The 19,700-nt window shown below is 40.4% G+C and carries 13 protein-coding genes; 7 read left to right on the top strand and 6 right to left on the bottom strand.

The window, feature by feature from the left end; translation table 11 throughout:
* The first annotated feature begins 167 nt into the window (after positions 1-167).
* Together NPUN_RS42325 and NPUN_RS34095 are read left to right on the top strand one after the other, a co-directional pair.
* The gene (locus tag NPUN_RS42325) at positions 168-347 is read left to right on the top strand and encodes a hypothetical protein (RefSeq protein ID WP_167315705.1); all 180 of its coding nucleotides are present in this window, start codon (positions 168-170) and stop codon (positions 345-347) included.
* 106 nt (positions 348-453) lie between these two features.
* A complete protein-coding gene (locus NPUN_RS34095; protein ID WP_012412972.1) occupies positions 454-822 on the top strand; it encodes a hypothetical protein in 369 nt (122 codons plus the stop codon).
* A gap of 41 nt (positions 823-863) precedes the next feature.
* Here NPUN_RS34095 and NPUN_RS34090 read toward each other — a convergent pair whose 3' ends face one another.
* Positions 864-1,805: a hypothetical protein gene (locus tag NPUN_RS34090; protein ID WP_012412971.1), complete on the bottom strand. Its 942-nt coding sequence runs from the start codon at positions 1,803-1,805 to the stop codon at positions 864-866.
* A gap of 429 nt (positions 1,806-2,234) precedes the next feature.
* A complete protein-coding gene (locus NPUN_RS34085) occupies positions 2,235-3,011 on the bottom strand; it encodes a class I SAM-dependent methyltransferase (protein ID WP_148220473.1) in 777 nt (258 codons plus the stop codon).
* A 241-nt stretch (positions 3,012-3,252) separates the two neighbouring features.
* Here NPUN_RS34085 and NPUN_RS34080 point away from each other — a divergent pair, with 241 nt between their 5' ends.
* Entirely contained in the window at positions 3,253-5,508 is a 2,256-nt protein-coding gene (locus NPUN_RS34080) for a two-partner secretion domain-containing protein (protein ID WP_012412969.1), read from the top strand.
* 12 nt (positions 5,509-5,520) lie between these two features.
* A complete protein-coding gene (locus NPUN_RS34075) occupies positions 5,521-8,025 on the top strand; it encodes a CHAT domain-containing protein (RefSeq protein WP_012412968.1) in 2,505 nt (834 codons plus the stop codon).
* Here the strand turns inward: NPUN_RS34075 and NPUN_RS34070 are convergent.
* From NPUN_RS34070 to NPUN_RS34060, 3 genes are all read right to left on the bottom strand, one after another.
* Positions 7,986-8,864, bottom strand: coding sequence for a hypothetical protein (locus NPUN_RS34070; RefSeq protein ID WP_012412967.1), 879 nt, complete (start codon positions 8,862-8,864; stop codon positions 7,986-7,988). The genes NPUN_RS34075 and NPUN_RS34070 overlap by 40 nt on opposite strands.
* Positions 8,865-9,023: 159 nt before the next feature.
* Positions 9,024-10,982 carry a protein kinase domain-containing protein gene (locus NPUN_RS38025; RefSeq protein WP_012412966.1) on the bottom strand — a complete coding sequence of 653 codons (1,959 nt, stop codon included), beginning with the start codon at positions 10,980-10,982 and terminating at the stop codon, positions 9,024-9,026.
* Positions 10,967-12,409 (bottom strand): helix-turn-helix domain-containing protein, encoded by a 1,443-nt coding sequence (locus NPUN_RS34060; RefSeq protein ID WP_012412965.1) that lies wholly within the window; start codon positions 12,407-12,409, stop codon positions 10,967-10,969. Before NPUN_RS34060 ends, NPUN_RS38025 begins: the two co-directional genes overlap by 16 nt.
* A 1,024-nt stretch (positions 12,410-13,433) precedes the next feature.
* Between NPUN_RS34060 and NPUN_RS34050 the strand changes: the two genes are divergently transcribed.
* Positions 13,434-16,907 carry a plasmid replication protein, CyRepA1 family gene (locus tag NPUN_RS34050; RefSeq protein ID WP_012412964.1) on the top strand — a complete coding sequence of 1,158 codons (3,474 nt, stop codon included), beginning with the start codon at positions 13,434-13,436 and terminating at the stop codon, positions 16,905-16,907.
* Between the two features lie 102 nt (positions 16,908-17,009).
* On the opposite strand, the gene NPUN_RS34045 is transcribed toward NPUN_RS34050, so the two are convergent.
* Positions 17,010-17,672, bottom strand: coding sequence for a tyrosine-type recombinase/integrase (locus NPUN_RS34045; RefSeq protein WP_012412963.1), 663 nt, complete (start codon positions 17,670-17,672; stop codon positions 17,010-17,012).
* 162 nt (positions 17,673-17,834) lie between these two features.
* Here NPUN_RS34045 and NPUN_RS44350 point away from each other — a divergent pair, with 162 nt between their 5' ends.
* Together NPUN_RS44350 and NPUN_RS34040 are read left to right on the top strand one after the other, a co-directional pair.
* Positions 17,835-17,963 carry a hypothetical protein gene (locus tag NPUN_RS44350; protein ID WP_272913986.1) on the top strand — a complete coding sequence of 43 codons (129 nt, stop codon included), beginning with the start codon at positions 17,835-17,837 and terminating at the stop codon, positions 17,961-17,963.
* Between the two features lie 989 nt (positions 17,964-18,952).
* Positions 18,953-19,657 (top strand): hypothetical protein, encoded by a 705-nt coding sequence (locus NPUN_RS34040; RefSeq protein ID WP_012412962.1) that lies wholly within the window; start codon positions 18,953-18,955, stop codon positions 19,655-19,657.
* Positions 19,658-19,700: the final 43 nt, after the last annotated feature.

Here is a 19,700-nt window from a genome sequence, read left to right as displayed (position 1 = left end):
TCCCTATGACCTACTCAGATTTCTTTTTGAAGCGATAAGCCATTCCGGCATGGCAACTCTACCAGACGCTGGGCGATCGCTTGCTTCCACAGAGTGGTACGCTTACCGTTTTCATACAACGAGTTATTTATTGCGGTGTTGCATTGTGTATTTGTTGGATTAACCTATTGTTTACTAGCTGTATCGTCACTTCTGCTGCTGACAAACCAGGTTGTACTCTATCTCAACAGCCGCCAGCAGCAAAGCGTGCAAGAATGACAGATACGGTGAAAGCAAAATCCCCAATCCTTGCAACTGCAAAATACTTGAAACCCTTGATTTATCGTTACAATGGGATTAGTAGTTAATAACCCTCAGAGGGTTAATCTGAGCGCTATTGAGCTTACTCGTCGTCAGGAGATTCCTTATCTTCTTCGTCATCCTTGTCAAAATTTGTATTGCTGAGGGGGACTTATGGGTGAATCAAAACGCCGAAAGGTAATATTAGGCAATCACTATGGTTTGCCTAATATTTTCAATGAAGTCCAATCAATGTGGACGCAGATTAATTTCTCGCTCAAGCGAGTCAAAGATTCTGATAATGGATGTTTACTTGTTCAGTGTTCCAACAACGACCGAGGATTCCATCAAGACACTATTGCCCAAATTCAAAAAGAAATAGAAAATTGGAAATGTGATTTGGATATTCCTATCTTGATCCAAGTTCTCCCAAGGGGAGTTCAAAATTCAGAAACTAAACTTTTTGATGGGTTCGTTACCCTTTGGTGCAATTGTCCGGAATTTGAATTGTGGCGAGAAATATTTGAAACTAAACGAGTTTAGTAAACTTTGTTGCATTAAATTATTGTTTCCTCGCTGCACCATCATTTCTGTTGCCTCCACTCGATTTTGTATTCCCGTTCCACAGTCCCCAGCAATTTTGCCTGCAACGAAGATAAATAAGGTTTAGCTTGCTTACCCAACCCCTGCAACAGCCAATCCACAGAAGAGTCACGGCTGGCCACTTGATGCAACTGCCGTAACCTCACACATAACTGCTGCATGAATTGGCAATCTTCATCAAGCAATTCCAGTAACTTCAGGTGTTCAATCTTCACGGTATAGTCGCCATCCCAGGTTTGAACTGTACAGCTATAGTCTCCAACGTGACTTACCACTCCCCAATAACCCGCTTTACCCCTCAAGTCTGGGTCATCTTTGGGCAGAAGAATGCATATTTCTCCGATGTGGTAAGGATTGGGTACTTTCGTCCTTTCGCGTATCCTATCCACTACGTCTTTCACTATGCGACCAGATGGAATCTTATTGCCAGCTTGCTCTACTGCCTGTTGCCAGACATCCGCTTGCACAGCCGGTTCCAACTCGGCTTTCGCCAAAAACCGCAATTGTCGTTCGTTGGTCGGCATTGGAATTTGCCGACCAATGGTCGGCAAAAACTTTTGAAGATTCTCATAAACCACAGTCGCTGAAATCTTCAAGTACGCCGCGTCACGACTATAATTGAAGCGTTCGCGGCAGTATTCTTCAAAAGTCCGGTGCGTGGAACGGTATAGCCGTCTGTCCCTCAACTCCATAAGCGCCTGACCTGCTGACAAAAATGCCCTTTCTACCTGACGTTCCAATTGCAAGCGTAAGCTTTGTTCTTGGTCGGTCAACTCTCTTACTTCAACAGCCGTCACCGTAATTGTTGCTGAGGCTGGGTTATCCTGCCCAGAATTATTTTCCTTTGCAGAGTCGGCGGCTGGCTTTGGTTCCTCAGATGCCCCAGGGATAACTTTCTTGCGTCTGGATGGTGGTTTGTTCATTATTCCACCTCCAGGCTGACAGCAGTTGAACAAATATTGAATTGTGTCATCATGGAAATATAGAATTTTTATTTATGTCCCCATCCTTTAAATAGGTTGGGGTTTTTCATTGCTTTTTATATTTTGCAGCCTTAAAGCACTACCAAATATAAAACTCATTAAAAAATCTCATAGAGCAATTATCAAAAAAAAACACCACACCAGAGTCACCACAAAAACAAAATACTGTTTGGGTGTATTCTAGAAATACCCTCTTCAACAGACGTGTAAAACAACGGTTAAAGCTTGATTATTTGACAGAGGGTATTGGATTTGGTGTGACTATATAAATCTCATCTAGGTTTAAACCCGTAGTTTTTCCGTATCGGGTTTGAGATGAGTTGTAACCCACACTCGACATTGAGTTTTATTTAGAATGAAGGGGCTGATTTAAATTTTTTGAGCAAAGAAAAGAACCGATAAATAGGGTTTAGTAACATATCCTCCGTGAGCATTTAATATCTGTATAATAGCATCAGAAAAATCCTGCTTTTCAGTTCCAGTAAATTTTTGATAAGCAGTTTGAGTTTTCAGAAGACCTAGATATCCTTCTGCATCATAATTAATAGACCAAGGATATTTTTTGACCACTAGGTTTTTGAAATAAAAGCTATTTAATATCCAGTTTTCTCTTTTTTTTATTAGTGATTCAACTGAGGATGGTTTAGCATTAGATATTGTAGGTACATATTTTTGAAACGTTTCTTTGAGCGCCTGAAATATTGAAGTATCTGGTAAAATAGAGAAATTCCAAAAAAACGCAATATAACCTTTTTCTTTTAAAGCTTGTGCAACTTTTGGATACCCTTTTTCACGATTTACCCAATGAAAAGCTTGGGCAGATATTGCTAAATCAAAGGCGCTTGGGCGTAAGTTCCAATCCTCTAAAGTAACTGTCTCAAATATCACCTTTGGATATAAGCGCATATTTTGAGATGCTATTGCAATAAGTCTTTCACCTGGCTCTAAACAGTAGATAGCGTAGCCCTTTTCAGCAAATGGAACAGTCCCCTTACCTGTCCCGGTTCCAATATCTAAAATTGAAGCTGAATCCGTAAGATTAGCCATCTCAATTACATCTTCAATCAATTGAGATGGATAACTAGGGCGTGCTGCATCATAGATTTCTGCAACTTCATTAAAGGACTCACTACGTTTTCTGTTCATCACTGATAAATCCACAAACGTATTTTACTCCCGATCACTTTCGCTCGGATTTTAGTAAATATTAACAGTTTTACTACTAGAGAAAAGCTTTACTACTAGAGGAAAGCCTCTGTCTCCAATCCAATTTGACAAGACGCTACCGTTACTATTAATCTGTATAATTGGTAATCATTCGGGTGCAGGGTGCAAGTCTGTACTAAAAATAATTCAGAGACCAACCGAGAAACTTTTACCATGATTTATGACAAAAGCTTTATCCTGGCTTATCAAGGGCAGCACCTTGTTTTGTCTATTGCCTTGGGAGCCAATTGCGGCACAAATTGTTCCCGATGCAACCCTAAGAGTTAACTCCAGCGTCACACGAGAGGGTAATAATACCAGTGCGATAACGGGAGGAACCCAATTCGGAAGCAATTTGTTCCATAGCTTTGGACAGTTTTCTGTGCCCACAGGAAGCACAGTTTACTTCAAAAATGCCCTAGACATCCAAAACATTTTGACAAGAGTGACGGGTAGCTCAATATCTAATATTGATGGTTTAATTCGAGCTAACGGCATAGCCAACGTATTTCTTATTAATCCCAATGGGATTATTTTTGGGCCGAATGCTTCACTGAATATTGGCGGCTCGTTCTTCGGCACTACTGCTAGTAATATTAAATTTGCTGATGGCATCTCCTTCGATGCTAAACCCCTTAGTGGTGCAGAACCTCTGTTGACAGTGAGCGTGCCTGTGGGATTAGGATTTGGGACAAATGCTGGAAATATTCACGTCTTTGGAGACGGTCAAGGTATAAGAAAAACTTCAGACCTCATAGATACTAGTTCTGGTCTACGCGTGCAGCCAAATCAAACCTTAGCTTTGGTGGGCGGTGATATATTACTCTCACGTGGAACGCTTAAAACAACAGGGGGACAGATTGAATTAGGCAGCGTGGCTGGAGCGGGTTTGGTCAACCTGATTCCTACAGATAAAGGCTGGACGTTGGGATATTCAGGCATCTCAGCCTTTGGAGAGATCCAGTTGTCTGGAGCAGCAGCAGTTGATGCCAGTGGTGATGGTGGTGGCAATATTCAAATACAAGCCATGAAGCTAATGCTAGACGGTGGTTCTCAGATTGAGTCCAGCACATTAGGAGCAGGAACGGGGGGAACATTGAAAATTAATGCTTCAGATTCAGTGAACCTAGTGGGATTACCAGAAGTTGATTCGTTTTTCAACACTGGTATATCGAGCCTAGTTTACCCAAGAGCTACCGGATCTGGTGGCAACATCAATATTGAAACTGGGCGGTTAAATATCCGGGATGGAGCAGGGATCGCTGCTGGTACGTATGGCTTCGGAAATGCTGGTTCCATAGAGGTCTTAGCTCATGATTCAGTAGAAGTGCTGCGAAAACCAACAGCGAATGCAGGCAGTTCCATAACAAGTTTGGCCCAACGAGGATCTACCGGTTCTGGCGGTAACATCAAGATTGAAACTGCGCGCTTAAGTCTACGCTCTGGAGGAGTGATATCATCAGGCACATTTGGGCAGGGTTCGGGAGGCAACGTATCTATAACTGCTGACGAAGAAGTGCAAGTAACCGGAAAGTCATTAACTGGTAATTCTCCTAGCAGAATATCAGCTCGAACTGGAGGAACTGGAAAGGCCGGAAATCTGACAATCGAAGCAGAACGATTAACTGTCACTGATGGTGGGAGAGTAAATATTGGTGGTGAAAAAATTCCAAAAAATCTCAACTTTCAGCCAGGACAAGGAAATGCAGGAACCCTCCGAATCAACGCAGACAGTATCAATCTAGACAGAGGTACTATCACAGCTGGCACAGAAGGCGGCACCAAGGGCGAAGGAGGCGACATTTTCTTACACTCTGGTGACTTACAATTACGTGACAGTATCATTACTGCGACTGCTGGGGGTAATGGCGACGGCGGCAACATCACTATCAACACAGATATCTTAGTTGCAATAAAAAATAGCAGCATCACCGCAAATGCCTTTGAGGGCCGTGGTGGGAATATCACAATTAATGCTAGGGGACTATTCCTTTCCCTTAATAGCTTAATAACAGCTAGTTCCAAGTACGGAATTAACGGTACTGTTAAATATAACATCGCTGATACTAACATTTACCCTACTCAACTAAAAGCAGAAGTAATTCCAATAACTCCTGAAATCACCCCAGTTTGTCAGGCACGAGCAGGCACAGAAGTAAATAGTTTTCGAGTTAGTAGTACTCGCAATCTCCAATCTAAGCCTAATAACCTGATGTTTAACAATGTTGAGCAAAGTAACTCTGTTCCAGTTCCAGCTTTGAATAATTCACATAATCCAAAATCATTAAGAAGTAACCAAGCTACACAAATCATAGAAGCCAACGTTTTGATTCGGGATTCTCAAGGAAATTTAGTTTTGACAACAGACCAAGCAAATCCAACCTGGGATAATGCTTCACTGTCTGCAAGTTCTTGTTTTTCAGGATCTCAGTGGTAAAAAGATATAAAAATGATCTCACTTCAATGTTGCTTTAAATATCTTTTCTCAGGCATTCTAGGGCTGTCTTTAATTTTAATTCAATCCTCTTCCCCTGCCCAGACTGTAAAAAAAGAAAAAGAATTTCTCAAAAATCAAGCGGCATCCCTGACTTCATCAGGTCACGAACAATTAGCTCTAGATCAGGCGAATGAAGCTTTAAAAACTTGGCAGGAATCTACCAAAATATATCGCCAACTAAACGACCAAGAGGGAATTACGGAAAGCCTGATTAATCAAAACCTTGCTTTTCAAGCATTAGGATTACATAAACAAGCTTGCAATACACTTTTAGAAGCTTTAAACTTTAATACAATTCTAGGTATTTGCGACACGACTTTGCAGCAACCTGCTCTTACTCAAAAAGAGCAACTCACGACATTAATTGGTAAGCAGGAAGCAACATCGGTTAACTTACTTGGATTACAGAATCTCGGAGAAGTCTTGCGGATTTTGGGAAAGTTAAATGAATCTGAAACAGTTCTACAAGAAACGTTAACGCTAGCAAAACTTGTATCTTCATCAAAGATTAGTGGGATTTATCTGTCTCTAGGTAATATTGAACAGACAATTTATCAGCAATTACAAGATAAATATTCTTGGATAGAGGAACCACTTTTTCGAGAGCAGATTGCTAACATTATTCCACAAAAAGCGCAAAAATCACTCTGGTATTACCAAACACTAGAAAACATCCCAAATATCTCAAAATCAGCTAAACTGCAAGCTCAGTTGAATCACTTAACTTTACTGATCAGTTGGGAAAAATGGCTCAGTCATCAACCAAATCAAGCGAACATCCATCAGAAAGTTAATCAACAAATTAGAGCATTGGTAAATCAAATAGATGGCAATTCTTCTGCCTTTTTGGAGTTATCACTTGAGCCATCTATTCATGCTCGGTTGAATTTTGCTAATAACCTCAGCCAGATCCCAGATGAACAATTGAAATCAGTAGCGATTCGATATGCTAAATTAGCATTGAAAATGGCTGAAACTATTAATAGTATCCGATGGTTATCCTATAGTTTTGGTACTTTGGGTAAAGTATCAACTCAAACAGAACAAAAACAGGCATATTTTACGAAGGCTTTAGGATTCGCTCAATCAATTCGGGCTTCGGATATTGCTTACGAATGGCAGCAGCAGTTAGGACTAATTTACCAAAAGCAGGGAAAAACTGAGTTAGCGATTCAGAACTATAATGCTGCGATCGCAAACATGACTGAAGTGCGTGATAGTCTTTTGTCAACTAACGGAGATTTGCAGTTCTCTTTTCAGTCAGAAATGGAGCCGACATATCGTAATTATATGCGATTACTCTTAACATCACCTAATCCTGATTTAAAAAGAGTAATAGAGATAAATGAAGGATTGCAGATAGCACGCTTAGAAAACTTTCTCAGATGTGGCAAGCTTGACCTTGTTGCTTTGAATCAGCTTCAGAACCTCAAGAGCGCCCCAACAGTAATTCACATTATTGATTTAGGGGATACTATAGAAGTAATTGCTCAGTCAACAGATGGCTCACTTCACCACCATTCTATTGAATCTAAACTAGTTCGATTCCAGATAGATCATCTTTTAGAAGCTTTACAAAATGAAAATTTTTCTGAAGTAGGCGAAAGTAGCATTACTACTTCTTCTCAAGTAATTTATGAAAAGCTAATTGCACCAATAAAAACATATCTACCCCTATCAGGAACACTCGTATTCACTTTAGATAAATCTTTCCAAAGCATACCAATGGCATTGTTATATGATGGAAAACATTATTTAATAGAGCGTTACAGTATTGCAGAAACTTTAGGTTCCAGAATTAGACAACCTAGAGTCTTACATGAAAACCAGATGATAGCTTTAATAGCTGGACTATCAAAACTAAGCCCCAGTTCTATAGATCCAAATGCACCTAAAAATATGGAGAATTTGCTCCCATCTAAACAAGAAATAGAAAATGTAGAAAAACAAACTAAATCGTCAGTTGCCTTGTTAGACAAGAAGTTTACCCTTAAAAGGTTTAAAGAAGAACTAACTCAAAATAATTTTCCTATTGTACATATTACTACCCACGGTCAATTTAGTTCTGACCCACTCAAAACAGTACTGGTTGCCTATGACAAGCTAATTAATATTAGAGACTTTGACAGCTTAATCAGAGGTAAAACTGAAAATAGTCAAGATGCAATTGAGTTACTTGTTCTCAGCGCCTGCGAAACAGCTAAAGGCAACAAGCAGTCAGCAATGGGTATTGCAGGAATGGCTGCACAAGCTGGAGCGCGTAGTACTGTTGCTACTTTGTGGCGCGTGGATGCCGATTCTACCGCTTTGCTTATGCAAGAATTTTATAAAGGTTTGAACAATGGCTTGCCAAAAGCAGAAGCACTACGTCAGGCGCAATTAAGTTTACTGTCAAATCCTAAATATAAGAAGGCTTATTATTGGGGTGGGTTCCTCCTGGTTGGAAGCTGGTTGTAAAATTCCACTACTTGTAGCCCTGATTGGGCTTTTTGGAACTCTTTGGAATTATTGCTGCTTTTCGCTAACTCAGATGCCTTGATGTATTCGGATTTCGCCTCCTTTGGCAACTTGGCCAAGAGATAGCGATCGCCCAGTACTCTGTAAAGAGTCGGATTTTGGCTATTAGTTGCTGTTGCCATTTTTAACATCTCAATTGTTTCATTTAAAAGATTTTCTGCCGTATAAATAGCATCTACGTCAAGAATAGTTTCATCTGGAGGTAGCCCTAAGTCTTTGATGCGTTTAATCTTTTGTGCAATTTGTTCTTGCTTTGCTACAGACAATACGTCCACAAACGTTTCATCATAGCTAAAAGCTTGACCATCAATATATGCAAAGACATCTATTGTATATGGAGTACCCGGCTGAAATTCTTTTTCATCACTTGGGTAGGCAAGCCGAGTTTGATTTACAACTTTTTCCCATCCAAACTCGTAACTTTTTACTTTGACTTTGTAAGAAGTAGCACCCTTAACAGCAGTCCAAGTTATTTCTGGACGGGAATTCAATGTTGATGTGCTATAAGGAGAAATGATTGTTGGCTCATCGCTCCCTTCTGTGCCACCTTTTCGTATGTGACACGCATTAGTATTGGTTGGATTGCAAGTGGATAAGGCTTCGTCAGGTTCTGCACATTTATCAAGAGGAATAGTTCCACTAGATAAATTTAAAATGTTTCCAGAACTAAAGCATAAAAATTCTACATAATCACCATTCACAACTTCTATCGTATCTCCCTTACAAATTAAGCTCCCTGCTGACAAGTGCTTGTGACCCTTACTTATTATTCTTCCCATTTGTGGATCACAATGAACCTGATTTCTTCTTACTCTTATGAGCGGTACATTTGCTAGCAATGGTAGATGAATTAGTATTAGAGAAGTTAAACAGCACATTCCCCCAAAAAACATCAGCTTTTTCATTGTTTTACAAACATAATTTGTTTGAGCATCTTATCATTTATCAAGTATCCGATCTAGCAGTTCTTGTCTCCAGCGAAACACTTCTGGTAGGCTAGATTTAGTCAAGATACAAGCATCTATATAAGCTCTGGCGTAATTAAGTTGACCTAATGATTCTTCTATTTGAGATAGCAAACAATATGCATCTGTTCTTTCGCTATCTAACTTTGTTGCTTTTTCTAGATATCTTTCGGCTTCAGTTAACTTATTTTCCATTAACCTTGCCCATCCTAAATCTTTATACAGGGATGCTTGTAATTCCCGATTGTTAGTTTTCTGCAAACCTTTTAAAGCTAAAGTAGCTGCTGCTGTATGATCCCCTTTTTTATTTTTCAATCTTGCTAAAGCCGCAACAGCAAATATAGCTTGATCGCTACTTCTAATAGCAATTTCATATTGCTTTTCTGCTAAATCATATTCTCCCTGTTCATCATAAAAATCACCTAATCCGTAATGCGATTCCCATTTATTAGGTTTTAACTTAAAAATTATTTCGTAAGTTTTGTTAACACAATTATAGTCATATAACTGCTGACACGCAATTGCTAAATTATTATACGCAGTATCGTCTTTCGGGTTGTACTTTATAGCTAGCTCGTAATTTTTTCTAGCAATTTTAGGGTTATTTTGATGCTGTAAACCCTTCTCAAAGTAAAAAATTGAGACTGAATTATTTAAATTATGTCCATACTTTATTGCTCTTTGAAAGTCTTTTTCAGCATCAGCAATCCTATTTTCTTTATAAGCTTCTTTACCTTGATTTAAAAAATAATCTGCTACTGTGTATTTTAAGCTAGTATTCAAATATACTGCTTTTTGAAAATCGTTCTCAGCTTGGTCAATTTGATTTTCTTTATAAGCTTTTTTACCGGAATCTAAATAATATTTTGCTACTAGAGGTAGGGATGCATATATCAAACCAACAATACTTAATAAACCTAATACAAACACACTCAGTTGAAACGGCTTTGATTTAATTACTCGATTAAACTTTGATTGATTAGGTAAGCGCTCCAAACGCTGTATTATTATTTGAGTACTTTGTGGGCGCTGCCCAACAAAAGGAGCCATCATATCATCAAGTAAATCAGCCAGAAATTTATCTATGTGAAGTGCTTTATCTCTCCAAATTAGTCTTCCTGTCTGCTCGTCCATTATGATTTCAATTAAAGAAATACCTGTGACTAAGTAAACAAAAGTTCTACCTAAAGCGTAAAAGTCTGACTGTGGTACGGCTTGTCCATGAATTTGCTCTAAGGGAGAGTAACAAGCTGTCCTAACAGCAGTTATTTCGTAACCATTACCGAATCCTGTAGTAGTTCCTCCACTGGTACTGACTTTGGCAAAGTAGGTTCTACTAAGCTGTCTTGCTCCACCAAAATCAACAAGTGCTAAATTCCCGTCGGGTTGATGAACAATGTTTTCTGGTTTGATATCTCTGTGGAAGAAACCAGACCGATGAACTAAATCAAGAATCTCCATCAACTGCAATAACCATTCATAAGCCATTTCTTGGCTAATTCGTCCATAAGATTGTACCCACTGAGTTAAATTCTCTCCTTCAAACTTATGCATAACTAGACAATGTAGTTCTAGAAGATTATCATTCAGCCTAAATGTGAAATAATCTTCCCTATTAGACTTGGGAATTCCAGGATGGTCTAAGATTTGTAATATGAGTGATTCTCTTTTAAGTAGCTCAACTAACTTAGAATCATCAATCCATCTTAATACTTTCATTACTCTTATTTGAGGCTGAGGATGTTCTTCTGTGCCAATATCCTCAATTTCAAAGACATCTGTGTAAGTATATGGATTTTGCTCCAAGGAACGCAACGGGCGTAGCAAACGAATACGCCCGTTTATTATCAATGGATTTCCACATGCTAAACAATTTTCAGCGCTATCAGGATTATAACGTTGGGTACAAAGAGGATTTATGCAGTAGCCCACAAGGTAACTTCCCTTGTTTGTATTGTATCTGGTATTTTATGCACTAATCCCAATGGATCAACTAAAATATACTTCTTAATAGATACTTGTAAACTATAACTAGCTTCTCGTTTGTTTGATTTACCAGCAATTTCAATTAACGAGCGTTGTTCTAAAACTTCTATTGCTGTTATTAGTTCAAAAACTGACAACTTGAAATCTACTCGCTCTTTTAAATTATCAATGAGTTTAGAGAATTGAATAGGAGTCGAGTTTTCTGACATTTCTTCTGCCAAATAAATCATTATTTGCCTTTGAAGATTACTTAAAAGTCCAATTTGTCCAAATTGCTGATGTAGCATTGTTTCAAGTTGAGGATCAATCATAGTAGTTTGATATCTAAAAAATGTTTTCACACTCCCCTCAAAAAAACGATTAATTCTATCAGCCAACGCTTCTAAACTTGATGGATTCCCAGAGTAATTTTCAATTAATCGCTTACATTCCTGTCCAGTTAAACCTTTTTCTTGTAATATTTGCATTCCAGCGTTTACATCTAAACCTTCTAATTTGAAAGAGCGAATAGGTAGTTTTGTAGTCACAGAAGCAAATTCTTTTAAAGGCAACTGACTTGTTATAATAATGCAGCTTTCATGCTTCCCTTCTGTAAGTTTTAAAAGGAATTTTTCATATTGTAATCTTTTTCCAAAATCATCGGCTAACAATAGCTTTTCAAATCCATCAATTACTAGTAGACAACGATGTAAGTGAAGCTGTTTTGATAGTAAAGATATGCTATCTATAAAAGAGTTTTCACTTGCTTCTATGTCTACTTGAAAAATTTTATTTAAATCAATGACTAACTCATCAATTGACAAAGAATGATTAATTGTTTTCCAGATTATACATTCATATATACTACTTAAAGAATCAAAAGTTATTTCTTCAACCAATCTAGAGGCTAATAAAGTTTTTCCTATTCCTCCAACTCCAGTAAAAACTATACAGCGTTCTTTAAATAGAGTAATTTGTTTCTTAAAATAGTTAATTTCATCCTTTCGTCCATAAAAAGATTTTATTTTAGGTAGTTCCCCATGAATTCTAATATTGCCAACGAAACTATCGTTATCCAATCTGGATGCCTCTTCCTTCCGATAATCGCTCTTTGCTAGCTTAAGCAAAATAGATTTCAAAGATATTTTTGTTACTTTCACTCCATCACCAATAATTACTGAAAGCATACTCCATAGTGGTGGAGCTACTTTCTGCTGCAAATAGTATGCGTTATACCCCGAATCACTTGCCATCTCTTTATAATCTTTACTATCCCAAACTCCCTTAATAAGAACTTTTTCTACTTCTGTTAAATACCTTCCCGTAGATTGAAATACTTGTTCTTCTAATACAGCTAATACTCTTTTTACGTCTAAAACTTGGCTTGAATTCATGCCGACTTTTCCTTACGTAAGTAGGTATACATGAAGTTAAATTTTACTCCTTAGTACTTAAAATATCTACAAAATTCACAATTATTAACTGAAGCTAGGTTCTCAAATTACCTTTCTAGGCTATATTGATTTAAATGCTACATCTTAATAGGGAGATTTAACGCATCTCTAGTACATTATCCGGTCTAGCTTGAGCATAAAAGTGTGAAAGAAGTTGACCAACGTCAACCAAGGAACACCGCCTGCGGGTATTTTTGATCACTGATTAATTCAATGGGTTTGTTTTGAAAAGCTTGTGTTTAGGTATCTTAACCTAAACCAAGTATCTTCTGCGAATACATTTGAATGAAAGCTCTTACCTCGACCGAGTAAGACGACCAGAACTTCTGTAAAATCAAGCTAATTGAAAGGAGGCATGGAGGTGAAGATACAACAGTACGACTGTTTAATGCAGAAAGCGCCACTAAGGAGTCGCGCTTTCTACGTATTGCAAATTTCATATTGATCTAGAGCGGGTTTGATCTCGAAGGAACAAAAGAAGTTGTCGCTAAAGTTTGGCCACTGGTGCGACTACTAAATTGTCCGAGAGTTTTTACCGCGCTACCAGATCCATTATAGGGTCTGCCGCCTGGAAAGTCCATTCCCTGCGGTGTGTTTTTGCTGTCGAAATTCATAAATTTTAGGTAAAGTTAAGTTTGGTTAAGAAATATCCCGAATTTTGTAGTTAAAAGCAGTAGTAGCGCGAATAATAGTTACCAGTTATCAGTTGGGAGTAGAGTCCAAGATTAGATAACTGATAACTGATGCAACCCCCTCTGAACTTGTCAACCGAGTTATCAGGGGAAGATATCATGACAAATAGAGAACGCCCCAAGAGCGCAGTGTTAGAGCGCATGGGGTCGAGTGCAGCTTTCGCACGGCAATTTTGTGCTGTGACGAAGGGAAATTTTCGGAATGTCCAGGCTAGAGCAAGAGTTTCGCAGCTTGAAAGAGTTTTCTCTAAGGAATCCCGAGGGGAGAACCGATGAATTCAGCGACAATTGAATACCCAAACAACCTCACGGCAGCGGAATACCATGAGTTGTTAGCTGGTAGCGCCATTCATCCGGCGTTGATTAAGCGCAACTTTTTCCATGTAGAGGGAGAATCAGTTTATGATTTCCTGTTCATATCTGATAAAATCCCACGCAAGAATGCGGGTCGGGTAACAGATGGATACATCAAAATGTATCAGCACCTATTACTGGGTGGGACGTGGATTCAATCACTTGACCCATTCAAAAACTGGCAACCGATGGATTGGGGGCGGATTAAGCCGAACTTCCCGCGCTTTGATTGGCACTCCTGTAAACCAGTTAAATACGAGTCACCACCTAAGACAGCCAACCGCGTTACCTACTTTGATGTCGCTAACCCCATCTGGGGCAAAGTTGCAAAGCGTTATTTAATTAAGCGCTATCATTCGCTTTTAGCATTGCGCTTGCTGGATCAACTCAATCCATTAATATTCTGGGAGTGGGTTCGGCAGCATCCAGAGATTCCGATTATCTTATGCGAGGGTGAGAAGAAAGCCGCTTGCTTGCTGAGTTTAGGGTTTGTAGCGATCGCACTTCCAGGAATTTGGAATGGGCGCGTGGGCAAACAAGATTTCGATGAGCGACTGCATCCTGACTTAGTACCAATGGCTCAGGCGGGACGCAAGTTCATTATTTTGTTCGACTACGAAACTAAATTGAAAACTCGTTGGTCGGTGTTTCAAGCCACTGTTCGCACTGCCAAAGCGATTGAAGCAGTAGGCTGTACTTGTGAAGTTGCGCTGTTGCCAGGCCCAGAGAAAGGTGTAGATGATTTTGTTGTGGCGCGGGGCGAAGATGCTAACGCTCTACTGACCGCAATCATCGATGATGCTAAATCACTTGCTGATTACCAGCGCTCGTATCGAGCTAAGAAATGGGGACTCTCTAAGTACAAACCGGATGTCACAGTCAATATTAAATATTTGACCCAAGCACTCTGCATTCCGGATCTGGAGGAAAAATGTTCGTCTGTCCCGCCACTTTACGATATTTCACAAGAGCAATTGTTCACACCTTGTGTTAGCTCTACAAGCTGTGGGCAGGGAGAAGGAAAACAAGAGTTAACAGATTCTAGCTCCTTTAACCCCAAACCCAGTACCCAAAATCCCAAAAAATCTTTCCGTTTTCCAGAGAAAGGACTGGTTGTACTCTGGAGCGATATGGGTACAGGGAAAACCGAGTTAATGCGCTGGTGGCGTGACCAAAATCCTCACGCCAGATTTCTCAACAATGGGCATCGCGTAAATTTGCTCAAAAATCTTGCCGAACGCTTGCAGACGGCGATGTACTCAGACTTGGGTTACACAGGTTTAGCCCAGGCACAAGCCCTTAGTATTACCATTGACAGCTTGCATAAGCTGAATACTCAGTCTCTCAGCTACGGCTGCATATTTATAGATGAAGCCTGCCAATACCTCACCCACCTACTACACAGTAATACTTGCAAACAGCACCGTGCAGCAATTTTGGAGGTACTGGAATATATAGTGTATAACGCACCGTTAGTGGTGATTGCCGATGCACACATGGATGATTTGACCGTGGATTTCTTTCGCTCCATGCGACCAACAGATGAAATCCCGTACATTATCAAGAACGAGTGGCGAAACGGTTCACGCACAATTTATTGGTACGAAGGCATTAACTCAAGCGCCCTAGTTGCCCAAATCTCGGCGGCGCTCATGCAAGGTCTGAAAGTCATGGTTGCAAGTGACTCTAAGCGTTTCATCAAGAAACTCGACAAATCCTTTACTATTAAGTGCGAACAATCTAACTCTGACCCATCCCATACACCACAAAAATGGCGCATTTGGTCTATTCACTCCGATAATTCTGGCAGTGAAGAGAATGTCGCTTTCATTAAAGATATCACCAACGCCGTCAAAAACTTTGATGCCTTGTTCACCTCTCCCAGCCTGGGGACTGGTGTAGATATTTCCCAGTATCATTTTGACTTAGTATTTGGGGTATTTCATGCGGTTTCCCAAACTGCAACTGAGTGCGCCCAGCAGTTGTACCGCTATCGCCCGAAAGTTCCGTTTCATATTTGGGTGGCAAAGCGTCCTCCCTTTGGTTACAAAGATACAAACGCATCCAAAATCAAGGAACGCTCGCTCCAAACCAATGAAATGACTGCTTTTCTGTTACGGATCGACCGAAAAACAGGTTCAAGGGGCGCAGAGAAAGATTGGGCGCTTGAGGCTTACTGCCAAATCATGGCTAACCGCCACTATTCTCTCAATAATCTCCGCGATGATCTGCGATCGCTGCTCACCGAAATGGGCAATACATTTATATATGTGGGCAGTGATTCAGATCCTCAATCTCTTGAAAGTCTAAAAGCAGCAGCACAAGCTTTGGATAGTGCCCACAATTCGGCTGTTGCCAAGGCTAAGAATATTACTTTGAGCGAGTACCGTGCCCGTCAGAGCAAAGATTACCTTGACCCTAATGAAATTTTTGAATGCGAAAAATTCCGCATTTCTGATTCTTACGGCATCGAAGTAACCGAATCACTCGTAGAAATGGATAAAGGTGGTCGCTTAATTAGGGCAATTGCTGGACTTGAGGCCATTTTAGCCCCACCCGAAGAATCGTTTACTGACCCCAAAACTGGGCAAACTTATCCTACGCCACCAACAATTGTCACCCAAAAAGACCGCACCGAGCGCGACAATCTACCTTTGTGCATCGACTGGGGCAATTACTCAGCTCGATGGTTGGCTAGATTTAACCTGGGGCTGCATCAGATTCTCACTTCTTTAGTTGCGGGTGATGAAGTTACTGCCGACGATTCCACCTTACTCAAGATGACGGAGATCGCTATACATTGTGCTGCTCATGTTAAAGCAATTCTTGGGTTTACTATTCCCCTAGACTGTAAACCTATTTGGTTGCTGGCGACTTTAGTAGAGCAGCTGGGGCTAAAGTTGACTTTCCGCAAGCAAGGTAAACGGGGGCAACAGGTGAAACTTTTTTCTTTATCTAAAGAGGAATTAGAATTTGCAATGCATGTAATTGCTCATCGTGAAACGAAGCGTAATCAAAAAGAAAATCGAACCTCTTATGCTGCTCAAACCCCTGCTGCGTATAATGTAAACCCCAATCAGCAGGCCGTATCCACACCCCCCCCTAATGCTATAGGGAACTCCCATTGCCAAGGGGAGGATACTACCGAATTTGAGTCGCCCCAAACAGACCGGATTACTCTACTTCATTGCGTAGAAATACTTCGCTCTGGTATTTCTCGTGGAGTAGACGCAATTAAAGGCATTCTCAAGCGATGGGTTGAGGATTTGCGTTGGGAGACGGTGCTGGAACTTGAAGCGATCGCGGCAAATGAACTGCGACTTGTGGAATCTCTTGTTCCTGAATTTTACAGCTTGCTAAGTGAAGAGGTGTTGCCGATGGAGTTCTCCTAAACTTTCGTCATAACTAACCGCATCATTGAAGTAATTTCTACTTTTGCTTTCAGCAATTGTGCTGATGCTGCTTTGCTAAATCGATTTTTTGGTAAAATGGGGTCAATGCCTTTTCTTTACTGAATTATCGGTCACTTCGACAAAGTTGGGTTTCCCGAAGTCGTCTTCATCGACCGGAGCAAGTAGTGCTAAAGATGATACCGCTCCCAATACTTGATCTTCTCTTACCTCCAGGTACTTGTACAGCTCGTCCAACGTGCGATGCCCAGAAATTTCCTGAATCACTCTTAAGGGAATCCCGGCATTACTCATCGAGGTGAGTGCTGTGCGCCGAAAGCTGTGAGAGCTTACGCCTTCAACTCCTACTTTTTTGCAAGCGACTCGCAATATCCACAGTGCCGAATCTCGGTGCAGGTGGTTATTGGCTCTTGAGTGGTCAGCATTTCCAGGGAACAGCCAAGGAGAATCATCACGCGGGTTATATGCTTGCAACCTGACTCGCAATTCTTGAATTACCGGGATGGCACGGGTAGCCAGTTTCCCTTTCGTGTTACCTTTGCGAAAGATGATTTTGGCTCTGACTTTTCCTTTGGCATCATATACGTCCCGCTTAAGCAACGTCACTGCTTCGTTCACCCGACACGCTGTGTAAAGCATCACCGCAAACAGCGCTTTGTCTCGCAGTGAATCTACCCCCTGCGAGAACAGAAGTTGGATATCCTGCAAAGACAGAATCTTTGCTCGACCATGCCTATCAATTTTCAAGGTTGCTGTCCCATCAACACCCCGCCCTGTTCTTATTATCCCAGTCCACGGGACAGGAATTGCTACGGGGTGCAATTTTCGCAGCTATGCAGTATGGGTATTTTCAGCGATTCGCGTCATCACTGAGGATATTTAATACTCAATGTCTGGCGAAGATGATTGATGCTGGAATTGCTACGGGGTGATGTCTATATGGCGTTGCAATCGCCAATGGACAGTTGCGCTCCGTGCAATCGCCGCAGCTTTCACCTGAAAGCACCAGTTGTTGTGGTTAGCCAATATCAATATTGATTGATAACAATGCAGAAACTGTCAAAGGGACTTTACCGAATGGAAAGTTAGTTTTTGATGTCTGAAATTACAATGTGTTTTCAACGTGTAGGTACCTACCCAAGTAAGTGATCGGTTCGTCTTCAGGCAAGTCAATTTTCCCGATTTGGGTGGTAAAGCACTACCCGCTCATAAAGATACGAAAGTACGATCCAGATCCACGCCACACAACGAGCAATTAAGAACAAGGCTGGTATCTTTTTTTTGTGGTTCCCCCTAAAAATACACCTCTAAAAGAAAAACCTAAAAATAAGTGAAAAAATAAACCGATAATGACTTTATAGTTAATAAGTGATGCATCAGGTCAAAGAGCATACTCATAGCATTTAAATACACAAATATTACAGGTGTAGGTTTGGGTTAAAGAAAACAGGCAAAGGTGCTTATTTTAAGAAACTTGTACAAAATTTCCCCCTGCTTCAGTGCCAAATGAAGCCTTATCCGAATAGCCCGCTATTTAATCGCTATCACGCCATAAAATTATAGAGTCATTTTTAGTTTATTTTTTGAGAGTGGCTTGATTCCTCTATAAAAAATTCTTCAAGAAACGGGTAAAACTTGCGTGCCAAAAACTCAAACTTTTCGGACACCAGGGCTTAAAAGCAGGGGCAACTTTTAGAGACGCTACGCTATGCGTAGCAAGATCCCCGTAGGGGTACAGACTTACTGTACTGGATGCAATTATTGCTTTCTTACTCAGCAATCTAACTAGGTACTCAGCACTGTTTCGATGAGCAAAAATTAGATAAAGGAATCCTGCAAGTGTTTAAGCCTGAGATAATTGTTGATCGCCAATGGTAGCCGTTGGCAGTAGCATCTCTTTACAAAAACCATCGCTTGAAGAATGCGCTGACACATTTGGCGATGATAACATCAAGGTAATTCATCATGATGAATTACACGATTTAATAAGCGTGTACAGTCCGAGTTTACCTAGATGACACGTGAACATGAGCAAGACAGGGCGTAATAAAAAACTGGCATCTTTCAACTGCGATCAAAGGATTTGGGAGCAGTTTATCGCCCGTTGTAAGTCAAAAGGGACGACCGCAACAGCCACGCTGCTCGAATTTATCAAACTCTACTTAGACGATTCTCAAGATCAGCTTGATGCAATAGGTGGTAATAATTTAGACAAACGCTTAGATTCTCAGATTAAGGCAAGTGTTGAGAAGTACTTAGTTACGAGTAACAATAGTAACGCCAGTCCGACCAACGAAACAATAATAGCTATTTGCGAAAGACTTGATAAGCTGGAGTCAGAGTTTTCAAATGAATCTAATGGATCTAATAGCAACCAAACCACAGTAATTGATAATCTCGCCAATTTAGAACAAAAAATTGAAAAGATGACAGCCCGAATGACACAGTTGGCTGAGGCGATCATTAAAATTCAAGACTATCTCAACAACCAACAAAAGCGAGGCCAAAAATCGTACTACAACAATTCATCCTATCCGGGGCATACTCCCCGAATGCAACCGTTAACTGAAGAAGGTTTAGCTAAAAGACTTGGTGTAAGTCCTGAAAGTGTACGCAAGGAGCGAATTAATCTTCCCGCACCGCTTTTTGTAGCATGGTGTAAGGCGAAGGATAGAGCAGGGTTGGGGTGGGAATTTAACGAAAATACGGGATTATATCAGCCGGCAAGTTAGTATTTTGATTAATTCCAACTTGTAGCGGCGAATGTACGTTCTG

It is taken from the genome of Nostoc punctiforme PCC 73102, assembly GCF_000020025.1.
In the GTDB taxonomy this organism is placed as follows: domain Bacteria; phylum Cyanobacteriota; class Cyanobacteriia; order Cyanobacteriales; family Nostocaceae; genus Nostoc; species Nostoc punctiforme.
The sequence above is the reverse complement of the archived record's forward strand: the minus strand, read 5'-3'. Positions and strand labels throughout refer to the sequence as shown.